General features: G+C 72.7%; 7 protein-coding genes. 1 reads left to right on the plus strand and 6 read right to left on the minus strand.

Translation table 11 applies throughout. The annotated features are described in order from the left end of the window. Positions 1 to 3 precede the first annotated feature (3 nt). From E1298_RS14345 to E1298_RS14355, 3 genes are all read right to left on the minus strand, one after another. Positions 4 to 3213, minus strand: coding sequence for a type 2 lanthipeptide synthetase LanM family protein (locus tag E1298_RS14345; protein WP_131893273.1), 3210 nt, complete (start codon positions 3211 to 3213; stop codon positions 4 to 6). 122 nt (positions 3214 to 3335) lie between these two features. Continuing rightward, positions 3336 to 3563, minus strand: coding sequence for a cinnamycin family lantibiotic (locus E1298_RS14350; protein ID WP_131893275.1), 228 nt, complete (start codon positions 3561 to 3563; stop codon positions 3336 to 3338). A gap of 29 nt (positions 3564 to 3592) precedes the next feature. Continuing rightward, positions 3593 to 3952: a DurN family substrate-assisted peptide maturase gene (locus E1298_RS14355; protein ID WP_131893277.1), complete on the minus strand. Its 360-nt coding sequence runs from the start codon at positions 3950 to 3952 to the stop codon at positions 3593 to 3595. Positions 3953 to 4296: 344 nt separating this feature from the next. Between E1298_RS14355 and E1298_RS14360 the strand changes: the two genes are divergently transcribed. Beyond that, positions 4297 to 5277: an ArsR/SmtB family transcription factor gene (locus tag E1298_RS14360; protein ID WP_131893279.1), complete on the plus strand. Its 981-nt coding sequence runs from the start codon at positions 4297 to 4299 to the stop codon at positions 5275 to 5277. A gap of 56 nt (positions 5278 to 5333) precedes the next feature. Here E1298_RS14360 and E1298_RS14365 read toward each other — a convergent pair whose 3' ends face one another. The 3 genes from E1298_RS14365 to E1298_RS48070 form a co-directional block, all read right to left on the minus strand. Continuing rightward, positions 5334 to 7181 (minus strand): hypothetical protein, encoded by a 1848-nt coding sequence (locus E1298_RS14365; RefSeq protein ID WP_131893281.1) that lies wholly within the window; start codon positions 7179 to 7181, stop codon positions 5334 to 5336. Continuing rightward, positions 7174 to 12450: a hypothetical protein gene (locus E1298_RS14370; protein WP_131893283.1), complete on the minus strand. Its 5277-nt coding sequence runs from the start codon at positions 12448 to 12450 to the stop codon at positions 7174 to 7176. Before E1298_RS14370 ends, E1298_RS14365 begins: the two co-directional genes overlap by 8 nt. After that, positions 12443 to 13842 (minus strand): hypothetical protein (locus tag E1298_RS48070; protein WP_207944624.1); only part of this gene is annotated, 1400 nt, incomplete at its 5' end. The genes E1298_RS48070 and E1298_RS14370, both read right to left, overlap by 8 nt.

The raw sequence follows: 13842 nt of genomic DNA on the forward strand, positions 1-13842 counted from the left end.
GGACTACTCCTTCGGGTCGCGAGGGGCGGCGGCGGGCGGGTCGAGGAGCAGCGGCGAGGGCACCCGGTCCGGGTCGGCGAGCCGCAGGAAGTGCAGCCCGAAGCCCGACATGCCGATCATCAGGCTGGGGAAGAAGCCCGCGGTGGCGTCGGACGTCCCCTCGTCGGCGTCGTCGAGGTTGCGCCACAGGGTCTGCGCCTGGACGTTGGCCTCGATCCGGAACGCGGCCTCGTCGTGCAGCAGCCCGAACCGCAGCAGCAGCTCGGCGTTGCCCGCCCGGCCGTGGCAGAGGGTGTCGTTCATGAGGCGCGGGAAGTTGCGCATCGTCGCCGACAGGCCCTGGTGGGCCTCGCGCAGCAGCGGTTCGTCGTCCTTGCCGAGGATCGCCCAGGAGGCGATGCGGCTCAGGCCGATGCCCGCCGCGCCGTTGCACCAGGCGTTGGCGTAGTGGCGTCCGTTGCGCAGCGTCCCGCCGGAGTTGACGCGCAGGTCGTACCAGTCCTGCTCGTCCTTGTCGAAGTGCCGGGCCTCGTAGGCGAACGCCCGGCGTCCCGCGTCGATGTACTCGGCGCGGCCGGTCAGCCGCCCGAGCAGGATCAGCGACCAGCCGATGCCGGCGGTGCCGTGGGAGAACCCGGTCAGGTTGCCGACGGCCTCGCCGGGGTCGCAGGGCCAGCTCAGCGTGTCGCCGTCCGCCTCGGCGTGGCGCAGCAGATGCCCGGCGCAGGCGTGGGCCTGGTCGAGCCCCTCACCGCCGGTGGCCTGGGCCAGCCCGGCCAGGACCGGGATGAGACCGGCGGCGCCGCCCAGGATGTCGAACCGCTTGTCGTCCTCGATGCGCTCGGTCAGCCCGCGGGACAGGGCTTTGGCCATGATGAGGCACGCGGGCTCGTCCCAGAGGCGATGCAGGTGCGTGAGCAGGTAGATGATCCCGCCTGTCCCGGAGAAGGCCCCGATCCGCTCGCCGTCGCTGTGCTCCACGGCGTGGTCCACCGCGCGCTCGGCGGCCCGCCGGAACGCAGGGCGCGGCGCCAGCGCGTCCAGGTAGGCCAGGAACAGCGCGATCCCGGCCGTGCCGTGGTACAGGTCGGCCTCGACGTCGACCTCGACGAGCCGGCCGCCGCCGAGCTGGTAGGACGTCCACGGCGACGGCGCGCCGGGGTCGCGCAGCGTCCGGACGAGCCGTTCGCCGACACGGCTCGCGTACTCCGCGCAGGTCCGCCGGAACGACTCACCGCCCACCTCGCCGGTCGAGAGGCTCGCGGCGATGTACTGGCCCTGCTGGTGGCGGTTGCGCTCCGACAGCCGCTCTATGCGCCGCAGGGCGAAGCCGACCGGTGAGACCTCCAGCGGGGAGTCCAGCGACTCGGTGTGGGCGTGGACGAGACGGTCGCCGTGCGCGTCCGCGGTGAAGATCGGGACGTCCAGCCGCCACATCGAGTCCAGCTCGCACCGGGCGAGGATGCCGTCGCGGTCCCAGGAGCGGGGGAACGTCCGGACGGTGTTGGCGAGCAGGTCCACCTCCAGCGGCTCGACCAGGCAGCGCGGATGCCGCGCGGACATCAGCAGCTGGGAGTAGATCTGGGTGCCCCAGTTGATGAAGCGGGCGGCGGTGCCGGCGAAGATCTCGGAGATGAACGCCGAGGGGCGCGCCTGGAACCAGGCGTAGACGCGGTCGAACCCGGCCGCGATGGCGTCGGCGTGGTCCTCGGGCCGCACCAGCCCGCCGTTCAGGAAGACCCGGTTGGAGGCGCTCGGCCGGACGCGGACGCCGGTGGCGTGGGTGACCGAGGCGCCGAAGGTCGCGCGCCGGTCGTTGATCTTCGGGACCGGGGTGGGCATCTCGTACGCCTCGCCGCCGGAGTAGCCGCTCACCCTCATCGCGGCGCCGCCGTCCCGGTCCGGGGCCGAGGAGGTGGGCCACTCCAGCAGCCCGGTCTTGAAGACCGAGTCGAGCAGGGTCCCCTCCGGGCGGGCCCGGCCCTGGCCCGCGGGCAGCACGCCGAGGACCGTCTCGCAGTCGCAGACGTGCGCGTGCCCGTCCGCGATGATCACGTTCTCGAAGTGCAGGTCGGAGCCGCCGAGCACGTAGAAGATCGCCAGGTATCCGCCGAGCTCCCCGTAGATCCGCGCGACGTCGGCGGGCGCGTCCACATGGTTGCGGCCGGACGGGATGAACGCCTCGTAGCCGTATCCGTCCCTGGGCAGCACGGCGCGCGGCCGGAAGCCGACCACCCCGTCGTCGCGCAGCCGGCCGAGCAGCCGCTGGACGGCGGCCTCCGAGCGGATGCAGCGGGGCTTGTAGACGAGATTCTCACGTTCGCCGCCGGACAGTTCCACCTCGACGAGGACGACGCTCTTGCCGCCCGCGTGATAATCGGATTCTCCCGCCCGCACCGATCGGAACGCGATGATGTCCCGGTCGAAGAAGGTCCGGGCGAGGGCGGCCGAGTCGGTGGTGAGCCGCTCGGCGAGCTCCAGGGCGAAATCGGCGACCAGGCGGGTGACATGGGCGAGCCATCGTCCGAGGACGGGAAACTCCAGATAGAAGCGGTGGTAGGAGCCGGCGTCCTGGAAGGTTTCGTCGACGTAGCGCAGGTATTCCTCTGGGGTGGCCTTTTCAGGGTCGATTCCGACCTGGCTGCAGTAGACGTTGGCGTGTGCTTCGAGGGCCCACGCGAGCATCAGCTCGAACCGGTCGAGGAAATGCCGCTGGAAATCCTCCGCGACCTGCGGGTCGATGGTCTTGCCGAGCCCCTTCATCGCGCCGAGCCGACGCCCCAGTTCGACCAGGAAAGGTTCGCATACTTTGGCATAGCGCGCATAGTAGATGTCGTGGGCGCGCCAGCCGGCGGCGGGGAGAAGTCCCGGAGTGAAGGAGCCGAGGGTGTCCCGGTAGGTCGGAAGCCATGCGCCGTGGAGTTCGTTCAGCAGATCGGCCGGTATCCCGGACGGCGACCTCTCGTGCGATCCGTAGGCGGACAGGCACGCGGCGATCTCGTCCTCGCCGTGCAGGGCCTCTCGTCCCCGGTGCGCGGATTCCTGGTCGAATTTCCGGGCCAGTTTCGCGGCCAGCCGGCCGATCCGCCAGCGGTCGATCGGCTCCGGGCCGCCCGTCCCGGCCGGCGGCTCGCCGAGCACCGCCACGGCCCGCAGGCGCTCGCTCAGATTGCCCGCCCGGGCGGCGATGTCATAGGGGAACGCGGTGTCCATGGGGCTCCTTTGGGCTGCTGCTGCCGCCGGGGCGGCGGTGGCGGCAGACCGGTGAAGGGCCGGCCTGCCGCCACCGGAGGCGACGACGTGCCGTCATCGCCGGTCCGGCGCTGCCGTTTCGCCTACTTGGTGTCGCCGTCGCAGACGATCGTCAGCGGGCCGAAGCTGCAGCTGTTGCGGCACGCGTAGATCTCCATGGCGGCCACGCCCTCGGTCCAGAAGTCCAGCGACTCCTGGTCGGGCTGCTCGACCGCGGCCGGCAGGGAGTCGGCGGAGACGCCGTAGGAGTGGACGAGCTCGTCGCGGAACTCGGTGTCGACAGCGGACCGCAGAATGGTGCTTGCAGGCATTGTTGCCTCCTTCTCGGTGATACCGTTCTTCAGGTCGTCGCTTCGGCCGCCAGCGTGATGCCGGTCTGTGTTTCGACGTTGCGCAGCTCGCGCATCGCGGCGGCCATGTTGTCACTGGTGTTCTGCCAGGCGAGCAACTCCTTTCCCTCGGGGCCGAGGCCGTCGTGGATCCACAGGCATTCGAGCCAGGTCTTGACGGCGTGCGGATGGAGGTCGGCGAGCGGTTCGACGTGGGGCAGCAGCGTCTCCTCGTTCAGCGAGAGCGCCAGTTCGAGGACCTCGCGCAGCTTTCCGTCCGGGGGCAGCAGCGAACACAGCGCCATCAGGTGCTGAATTCGGCGAATGATCTCCACCCCGGGGTAGATGGTCGGCTCTTTCGCGCTCTTCATCGTGTCCTCCTCGACGGCCGCCTCGGTGATCGGGAGCGTCCTTGACGGGCCATGCTGATCGCTTCCGGATGCCATGTTCATGAAGCGATTCGACCGACGTCAACGCGGTTAAGCTGAGTCTTAAAGCCCCTGGCCGAGCCCACTTCCCTTCATTAAAGAGAAGGAAAAACCGGCAGGCCGGAGCGCTGAAATCGGCCCCCGGCGCGGCTACGTGCGCCGCCGGATCACGACATCCGATATATGATCTTGTATCGGTCCAATAAAAAAGGATGGGTTAGCGCGGAGAAAGCGGGAACGGTGGTCGAAGCGCCCCGCGGAAGCTATGGCGTACTTGGAGGATCGCCATGCTCCGAATCGATCTCACGGTTCAGGACCTCACCCGGCTCCGGATCGCCGCCGGTCCGGCTCCCCTGTGGGAGTTGGTCCTGAGCCTGCACATGCTCCAGGACCGGACACGCGCGCCCGTGTTCGAAACCTGGCGCCGCCAGGTCAGCGGCCACCTCGACCTGGCGGCGACCCGCCTGCTGATGTCACTGGCCCCGCGGCAGGGCGGCTCGGCGGGCTTCCTCACGCCGACGGAAGGGCTGTACGACCTGGACGAGGGGATCGCGGCGGTCGAGTCCACGCCCGCCTGCCGGGTCCGCGCCGAGCTGGAGCGGCTCACAGGCGAACGCGGCGGGCCCGGGTCCTGGACGCCCGGGCCGGCCGGCGTCCGCCGCGAGGACATGTCGTCGCTCGGCCGCGCGCTGCGCGCCTACCACGACGCGGCCCTCGCCCCCTTCTGGGCCGACATCCAGGCCGGTGTCGACGCCGACCGGGCCCTGCGCGCCCGGGCCCTCGCCGACGGCGGCTACGAGGGACTTCTGGGCAGCCTGCACCCCATCACCCGCGGCGGCGCCTCCTTCCTGGAGATCGACTGCCCGGTGGAGCGCAGGCTGTGCCTGGACGGCCGGGGCCTGCTGCTCGTCCCGTCCTACTTCTGCCACCGCCGCCCCATCGCCCGGCGGGAGACCGGCTCGGTGCCGCTGCTGGTCTACCCCATCGGCCACCGCCAGCTGAGCGCCGGCCGCGGCCCCGCCCACCGGGCGCTCGCGGCGCTGCTCGGCGCGACCCGCGCGGCGATCCTGGCCACGATCGCCCGCAACGGCGGTGCCACCACCGGCGAGCTCGCCCACCGCGTCGGGGTGTCCCCGGCGGCGGTCAGCCAGCACACCACCGTGCTGCGCGACGCGGGACTCATCGTCACCCGGCGGGTCAGCTGCCGCTGCGTCCACGCCATCACCGACCGCGGCGGCGTCCTCTGCGCGGAACGCCCCGACCCGTAGGGCCGCGGCGGGGCTGTCCGGGCGGTGGCCGTGCCCGCCGCCCGGCGACCGCCGGGTCAGGGGTTCTGGGGCGGAGTGTCGATGACGAGGTCGAAGGCCAGGCCGCTGGAGCCCTCGCCGCGGCCGATGCCGCGCTGGGCGCTGAGCCAGAGCACGACCCGGCCGTCGCGCCAGCGGGTGCGGTTGTAGGCGACGGTGAGCCTGGTGCCGGTCCTCGGCACCTCTTCCTCGTTGACGAAGTACTGGCGGCCGAGGTCGTAGCCGGTTCTCAGCAGGGTGGTGCGGGGCCGGACCGGCTTGCCGTCCACCACGCTGGGCATCGCCGCGCGCTGCAGCTGGACCTCCCGGTTGTCGCCGGGGACGTGCACCGGGATGAACGGGATCCAGTGCTCGGGGATGACGTTCATGGCCAGATAGGAGATCGGGGCGCGGGGCGGGTCGGTGCCCGGCGGCGGGACGGGGTCGCGCCGCCGGAACGCGACGACCTCGGCGGCGGCCTCGCCGCCGCGGCGGCTCTCGCCGGTGGGCATCCGGACGGTCTGCTCGATCCCCCACACCAGGTTGGCGTTCTCGTCGCGGACGAGCAGCACCTCCTCCAGCGCGGGGCCCTCGGCGACCTTCGGCACGCTGGGCGGCAGCAGCAGGCTGGTGTCCGCCGGGACCGTGTCGCGGCCGATGGTGTCCAGGGTGAACATCGTCCAGCGGCGGGTGTCGTCGTCCTCGCCGGCGCCGGCGGGGCCGATCCACTGCCGCTGGTTGAAGACGTCGGTGACCGTCATGCCGCTGATCGCGGCGATGGTGCCCGCGGGCAGGTCGCAGGGCATCTGGTACCAGTCGTTGCTGTACACCAGCGCGAACTCCAGGAAGATCAACCGGGCCAGGTCGGTGCTCTCCGGGCGGACCGCGGCGAAGTTGGTGCGCCCGTCCTCCAGCGCCCACCAGCGCGGCAGCGGCATCCCGGAGAACCGGACCGGGGCCGGGAACGCGGTGCGGGCCAGGGGCCGCTCCGGGGGCTTGGCGCCGCCCACGGGGGTGCGGGTGTCGACGGAGAACGCGTGCCAGTCCAGCAGGCCGCCGGGATACTCCTGGGCGGTCAGCACCTTCTCGGTGCCGCCAGGGGTGGAGGCGGCCACCGAGAAGCGGTGCTCAAGCGTTCGCGTGTCCCAGGTGGCGTTGCCGTCGGGCCGGTCCTGGGTGACCCCGGTCGGCTGGTCGATCAGCGCGTCGAACCAGGCGACCAGGCGCTTGCCCTGGGCCACCAGGAGTTCGCGGTGCCCGAGCAGCGGGAGGATGTTGATGCCCTCGGTGGCGTCCTTGCCGGCCTTCAGGTGAAGGTAGAACAGGTAGCCGTCCATCCGCCGGCCGGCGATCACCTGCATCATCGCCCACACCTCCGGGTGGGCCAGCGAGGCGGTGTCCTCGGGACGGCCGGGATCGGGCAGCGCGATCGGGTAGCGCCGGATGTACTGCTTGTCGTAGGTGAGCAGCTGGCCGAGCAGCCCGGCCTTGTCGAGCAGCCGGAGCCAGCGGTGCCCGATGGCCAGCCGGAGGTCGAAGGCGATCTTCTCGGCCCCGTAGGCGAACGGGACCGGCCGGCGCTCCGCGACCGCCTCCAGGGGACGGCCGTCCTGCAGGTCCTCCGGCGGGCCGCCGGGCGAGCGGAAGCGGGTGGGCCGGCTCGGGGTCACCGAGTAGGTGGCGGTGACCGGGGAGCCCGCGTCGGCGCCGCGGAACTCGCCGAGCTGCCACTGCCGGGTCAGCAGCCACAGCGGGTCGCGGACCTCGGCCCGCAGGGCGCGGTCGAAGCCGGTGGTGCGCGGGCGGCCCTCCAGCCGGTTCCACACGCCCACGGCGGGACGGAGTCGCCGCCGCAGTTCCTCGGCGAAGCTGAGCGGCTCAGGCATGGTCGGCCTTCCAGCGCAGGTTGGCGGTCGCGAGATCGGTGCTGATGGTGATCTGCTCCTGGGCGGCCGACATGACGGTGGCCGGCAGCAGGTGGGCATAGGCCGTGCCGTCCAGGTGCTGCGGCTCCACCGCCCGGATCTTGGCCAGCTCGAAGGTCTCGGCGATGGCCTGGACGAGGTCCTCGGCGGTCCAACCGCGGTGCTGCTCGTCGCGGACCGGCGGGACGACCAGCAGCATCGCCTGCGGCGGCTCGGAGTCCGGGCCGTTGATGTGCAGCGCGATGCCGGTGGTCTCGCGTTCGGCCGGGATCACCTCGGTCCACTCGTCCAGCAGCAGGCCGCACTGCGGGCCGCCGCCCAGCGGTGGTGCGGCGGCGTAGTGCGCGGTGTAGAGCAGCCGGTCCTCGCGGAACGGGTCGGGCCGGGCGGGGTCGTTGGCCAGCTCCAGGGCCAGCCAGTGGTCGCCCTCGGCGTACGGGAGCTGGATCGGCTTGAGCGCCGGTTCCTTCCAGCCGAGGATGCCGGTGTTCAGCAGCCCGCCCGGTCCGAGCAGCGCGTCGGCCAGCAGCACGGCCCGCTCCCAGAGCCGCGGCTTCTCCCGCACCCGGGCGATGCCGTGCAGCCAGTCGTCCACCGGGAAGTCCCGGGCCGGTTTGAGGTGGGCGATGAGGCGGTCGCTGTCGTTGACGGCGTCGCGCAGGTCCTCGGCCAGTCGCTCCTCGGGGGTGAACTCCGGGACGACCAGGACGTCCTCGCCGAGCAGCGCCTTGAGCGCCGTGGTTGCGGCGCGGACCCGGTCCGGGCCGGTGACCGCGGCGTCGTAGTCGCGCAGCGCGTCCTCGGCGGCCTTGGCCCTGTTCTTGATCTCGGTTTCGAGCGCCTGGGCCCGGGTTCGCAGTTCCCGGCCGTAGTCCACGATCCGGTCCTGGAAGGGGGCCAGGTCCAGCCCGGTCGGGTCGTGGTCGCTCACCGGCGGCAAGCCCGCGATCTTGGCGAGCAGGCCGCTCAGCGTGGTCTCGGTGGTCGCGGCGAGCGCGACGAGATCATCGACCAGGTCACCGAAGTCGCGGCGCAGCCGCCGCACGCTGGACCGCAGCTCGAACGGGGTCCCCGGACGCGGGTCGGTCGGTGTGGTGGTGAGCAGCCGCTCGGCCTCTTGCAGGATGAGGAACCGCTGCTCGTCCGTGGCGGACGAGGGGAGCCCGTCATACCGGCGGAGCAGCGCGTCGGCGGCGTCGCGGGCCCGTCCCATCCGGGCGGCGGTCTCGGCGACCGCGGCCAGCACGCCGGCGAAGACCCCGCGCCGCCATTCGGCCAGCTCGGCCCAGCCGCTGCGCACCATGCCGAACCCGCCGGCCTCCATCGCCAGGCCCGCGTATCCGGCCAGCAGCGCGTCGATCCGCTTGAGCACTTCGGCCCGCACCGGATCGGCCTCGGCCGGGTAGAGCTCGGCCAGTTCGGCCAGGAACTCCTCGACGCGGCCACGGAACTCGGTGAGGGACTCCAGCACCGCCGCCGGCCGGTCCCGGGGCAGCGCGACGGCGTCGTCGGCGGAGCGGTTCACCGTCGCGGCGCCCGCGGCGGGCACCAGATCGCTGGGCTGGAGCGGCCGGGCCGTGACCAGCAGCGACCGCAGCGCCGTGACCAGCGCCGACAGCTCGAAGAAGCTCACCTTGCCGGCCACCCGGCGGGTGTAGTTGATGGTCGGCCTCGCATCCGGGCGCGGCCTGGACCGCGCGTAGACCACGCCGAGGATGCGGTCGTCCAGGTCGCTCATCTCCGGCGCCCCCGCCGGGCGCAGCGCCCACAGCAGGTCGATCGGCTGGAGGCCGATGTCGCTCTGGGTGACCACCCGGCTGCCCTGCCCGCCGCCCGGTTCGGTCCAGGTGACCAGCACGGCCACCTCGGTGGGCAGCGGCAGCACCGCGGGCAGCCAGTCGTTGACCGCGGGCTCGGCCCTGGCCCGCGGGTTGTTGCGCACCGCGCCGTGGTCCGGGTCGAGCCCGGGCCGGAACTGAATGCCGATGCGGTGGGTCAGGGTGATCCCGCTGCGCGGCGTCTGGACGACGGCGGGGTCCGGCGGGAAGCCCTCCTTGGCGTAGGCGTCCAGGGTCGCCGAGGCCCGCTCGGTGTTGCCCTGCAGCGCCTGGTGGGCGCCCTCGGCGACGGCCAGGTCGGCCAGCGCGTCGTGGGTGTCCAGCAGCGCCTTGACCTCGGCGCGGATCGCCTTCTTCTGGTCCCCGTCGGCCGGTGGCAGGTCGGTGAAGTCGTACGGGTAGTCCTTCTGGGCGTCGGGCAGGACGCTGACGTGCCGGATCAGTTCGAGGCCGTCGATCACGTTGCGGGCCTCGACCTGCTCGATGGCCCTCGGACGGGCCGGGTCGTCCGGGGGTGCCGCGGTCTGGCCGATCTTGTTCGCGCGCAGCGGGAACTTCAGCCGCAGCCCGGCGATGAACTGGTCGACCTTGGCCCGCGGATCGCGGTCGTGCAGTCCCCGCTCGAACCGGTACCCCAGCAGGGCGCCCAACGACTGCCCCTGCCGCAGCCCGTCCAGCAGGGACAGCGCGATGCGGACCCGCTGCGAGCTGAGGTTGACCGCGAACGCGCTCTCCCGTCCGGGGGTGTGGTTGGCGAGGTAGCCGGCGCGCAGCACCGCGGCGGTGCGGGCGTGCGCGGGCGAGGGGGCGTGGATGTAGCCGCCGTTGCCCGGGTCCTGCGGGATCGGGTCGGCGCCGAAGACGTGAGCGAGGTCGTCGGACACCGGGGCCAGGGCCGGCTGCTCGTCGCACCTGCGCTCGATGTGCTCCAGCCAGCCGTAGGCGCCCAGGTACAGGCCGCGGCGGGCCGGGGCGGCGCCGTGGACACCGCCGGCGCTGTCGGCGCCGCCGGTACCGAAGCGCAGCTCGGCGAGCCGCTCGTTGACCAGGCCCAGCCGCCACGCGTCCAGCCGGTAGGTGGCCAGGTCGAGGTGCTCGGCGAGCACCCGTTCCAGGCGGGCGGTGGGCAGCCCGGCCAGCAGTTCCAGCGCGCGGCGCTGCTCGGCGAGCTCGGCGGTGGCCGGGTCGGTGGCCAGCACCCGCCGGATGTGCTCGTGCACCAGCAGGTTCGGGTCGCCGGTCATCCGCTGGTCGGCCGAGTACAGCTTGCGGTAGCGGCTCTCGCTCGGCGTCGTGGCCGAGACCTTGACGTGGACGAACGGGGCGTCGGTGGTGCCGGGCACGAACTCGTCGCCCGGGGTGGCCAGCGCCAGCCGCCGCGCCGCGTCGGCCCAGCCGAGCAGCACCGCGTGCCGGGCGAGCAGGTACAGCAGCGCCGCCGGCGGCTTGCCGTCGCGGAAGCCCTCCTCGGTGCGGACCCGGTCCAGGTCGGTGCCGGCGTGGTCGGCCAGCCAGCGCAGGTAATTGCGCTTGTCTGCGGTGTAGGACCGGATCGGGTCGGTCTCCGACAGCGGCCTGTCGTCGACCAGCGGCGCCAGCAGCGGGTGCTGCACTCCGGTGAAAAGCCGCCGCAGCAGGTCGGGGTCCCGGTCGGGGTCGCTGGTGGGACGGCCGAACCGGGCCAGCAGCGCGCGGATCGGCGGTCCCAGCTTGGCGCCGCGCTCCAGCGCGCCGGGCACCTCCGGGCCCAGCGCCCGGAAGTTCTCCCGGTTGAAGATGTCCTCGACGCTCTGCGCGTACCGCTGGTAGTACTCGGCGGACGTGGGGTGCAGCGCGAGGATGTCCAGGAGCATCTGGTGCCGGTCGCCGGGCTTGCCCAGGTACGCGACGTCGGAGAGGACGGCCTCCCAGTCCTTGGCGGCCTCGGTGAGGACGGTGTTCAGCGCGATCCGGTGCTTGGCGGTGCCCGGCCACGCCATCTTCCGGAACGCGGTGGTGGGCAGGATCCCGTAGGGCTGGCGTCCGATCTTGACGGCCGGGAGGGGGCCGCGCCCGGAGACGTGCTCCAGGAACAGCCTCCGGGTCTCGGCGATCTGCTCGTCGTCCAGCACGCCGTCCAGCAGTGCCTGAAGGTAGTAGCCCCAGGTCGCCGGCCACAGGGCGGTGTGCGCGGCGCGGGCGTCCCGGTGGTCGGTCGCGTCGGCGTTCGGCACCCCGGTCAGCACGGCGGGATCGAGGCCGAGCAGGTCGGCGAAGCGCCGGCCGTCCGTCCGCGTGGTCCAGTCGTCGGCGGCCTCCAGCCCGGCCGCGGTGCGCAGCGCGGCGGCGGCCTCGGCGCGCGGGCTCTGCCCGGCCGGGGCCTGCTCGGTGTTGTTGGTCGGCGTGCCCTGCGGCACCAGGCTGAAGCCGCCCGGGCTGCGGTGGTGGTCCAGCAGCAGCCGGCCGAACGCGGCGGCGCTGTCCTCCGCGGTGGCCTGCTCCCGCAGCCCGAGCACGATCAGCCGGTCCACCCGGCACCGGAAGCCGTCGAGCAGCGGGATGCGCAGCCCCATCCCCTCGGTGACGGCCTGGTCGAAGTCGGTCAGCCAGCGCAGCGCGGGCGGCACGGTGAGCTTGCCGGTGGTCTCGTCGATCCTGAGTTGGTCCTCCTTCCTCTCCAGCGGGTCGGGGCTCACGGCGAGCGCGGCGGACACCGGTTCGCCGGTCTTGGCGAACACCAGTTCGCCGCCGACGTAGCCGAGTGCGGTGAACCGGTCCGGGAGCAGGGTCGCCTTCGCGGCCACCGTCCAGGACTGCGGGGCGATCTTGTCCGGTGGCGGCGGGGTCAGGACCAGGAACGCCACCACGACCTTGTCGCCGAGGGTGACCGGTGCGCCGTCCACACCGGAGGGCCGGTTGCCGCGGATCGCCTCCGCCCGGCTCGGCCCGACCGCGGCGAGGAGGGCGATGTCGGCCTGCCGCAGCTTGGCCCGGTCGCCGTGGGCACCCCAGACCGCCGTCCAGTAGTCGACGGCCGGCTGCCGGTCCGCGGCGGGCGGCGGTAGGGCGCTGACGACCACCAGGACGGTCGTGTCCACCGGCACCGGGATCGGCCGGTCACCGGGATTCGCGGGCCGGTGCTCCCCCAGCAGGTAGCCGGCCCGTCCCACCGGGATCCGCCGGACCAGCTCCTGCCAGGCCGCCTGCTCGGCGACCTGCCGGCCGCCGGAGCGCCAGAGCGCCGTCCAGTACGCGTCCAGCGCGGCCAGCTCGGCGGCCGTGGGACGCGGTTCGAACTTGTTCACCGACCACTCGTCGGGGAACACCCGGATCAGCAGCTCGTTCTCGGTGTAGCGGGTCTCCACCCGGACCGGGCCGAGCAGCACCGGGTAGTCGAGGCTGAGCTCAGGCATCCGGTTCCCTCTCCCCCGCGACCGGTTTCGGCAGCATGTCCTGGGCGTGCGCGGCGACCAGCACCGGCGCCTGGAACAGCAGGTACGCCACGTCGGCCGGGCTGATGTCGTGCCGCCAGGCCGGCAGCCACTCGTCGTCCTGGCGTTGCAGGCGCTTCTCCTGGTCGTCCTCGTCGCCGTTGAAGTCGTCCAGCTCGACGTGGACGGCCTCCTCGAACCGGATGAAGCGGTGGCCGTTCGGGTCGATCCGGCCCCAGCTCAGGTCGTTCCACACCTCCACCGGCAGCGGCTCCGCGGCGTCCGGCGGATCCTCGTCCAGGCCGAAGCGGGGATCGCCGGGACGCTCCTTGAGCACGAAGAACCAGCCGAGGTCGTCCCCCACGCCGGTGCCGCGGGCGGTGGGCGCGTCCAGGTCGAAGCCGAGCAGGTAGATGTCCGGCTCCACCTTCGCCTCGTAGATCGGCATCCGGATGTCCTCCGGTGGCGGGGGCAGGTCGTCGCGGAAGTCGGCGAGGACCCGCTCGCCGCTGGTGTCGATCTTGCCGTCCTTGACGGGCCATGCCGCGCGGTGCGCGTAGACGGCCGCGTTCGGGTACTTCCTCAGCAGGTCGCCGCGGATCACCAGCACCAGGTTGTTGCGCTGCGGCCTGCCCGGTTCGGGCGGCGGGCGCCGCTGGTCGTGCAGGCCCAGCCGGCTCGCCTTGTCCCACTCGTGGACCGGCGGGATGTCGTAGAGCCGGACGCGCCGCCGCTCCGCGTCCTCCCCCGGCAGCGGGAGCGCGGCCCGAGGGTCCCAGAACTGCCGGAACGGGGTCCCCCGAGCGTCGGTCGGGAACTCGCGCCAGAGCAGCTCGCGCGCCATCTCGTGGTTGAGCCCGACCAGGTACGACTCGATGAACGCGCGGTTGCTCTCCAGCAGGGTGATCGAGTTCACCGGGACCAGCCCGAGGTTGGGCACGAACGTGTCCACCGAGATGCCCAGCAGGTCGGTGTACATCGGCAGGTCGATCGCCGGGTAGGCCATCACCTCGACCAGTTCGCCGGCGACCGGCTTGAGCCGTTCCGGGATGTCCACCGAGCTCAGCACCGTGTCCGGCACGGTCCGCTCCGCGCGCAGCCCGGTCAGCACGGACGCGGTGGCCAGGCCGACGCCCAGCTCCGGGCGCGGCTTGGGCCTGCCGCCGACGGCGGCGGCGTCCCACCCCTGGTACAGCGCGCGGAGCGCCTTCTTGTACTGCTTGCCCTCTTCGCTGTCGTCCGCGCCGACCGGGGTGGTCTCGGTGCTGTTGAGGTCGCGCAGGACGAAGAGGGGGTTGGGCGGGAGGATGTCGACCGGGTCGCCGGGGGGCTTCGGCTCCAGGAAGACGTCGAGCTTGGCGGGGGTGACCACGG

Source organism: Actinomadura rubrisoli (genome assembly GCF_004349215.1).
GTDB classification, from domain to species: domain Bacteria; phylum Actinomycetota; class Actinomycetes; order Streptosporangiales; family Streptosporangiaceae; genus Spirillospora; species Spirillospora rubrisoli.

Excerpts from the sequence above, each read along its gene's own strand:
- E1298_RS14345 (WP_131893273.1), bottom strand. The coding sequence starts at position 3,213 with ATGGACACCGCGTTCCCCTATGACATCGCCGCCCGGGCGGGCAATCTG.
- E1298_RS14350 (WP_131893275.1), bottom strand. The coding sequence starts at position 3,563 with ATGCCTGCAAGCACCATTCTGCGGTCCGCTGTCGACACCGAGTTCCGC.
- E1298_RS14355 (WP_131893277.1), bottom strand. The coding sequence starts at position 3,952 with ATGAAGAGCGCGAAAGAGCCGACCATCTACCCCGGGGTGGAGATCATT.
- E1298_RS14360 (WP_131893279.1), top strand. The coding sequence starts at position 4,297 with ATGCTCCGAATCGATCTCACGGTTCAGGACCTCACCCGGCTCCGGATC.
- E1298_RS14365 (WP_131893281.1), bottom strand. The coding sequence starts at position 7,181 with ATGCCTGAGCCGCTCAGCTTCGCCGAGGAACTGCGGCGGCGACTCCGT.
- E1298_RS14370 (WP_131893283.1), bottom strand. The coding sequence starts at position 12,450 with ATGCCTGAGCTCAGCCTCGACTACCCGGTGCTGCTCGGCCCGGTCCGG.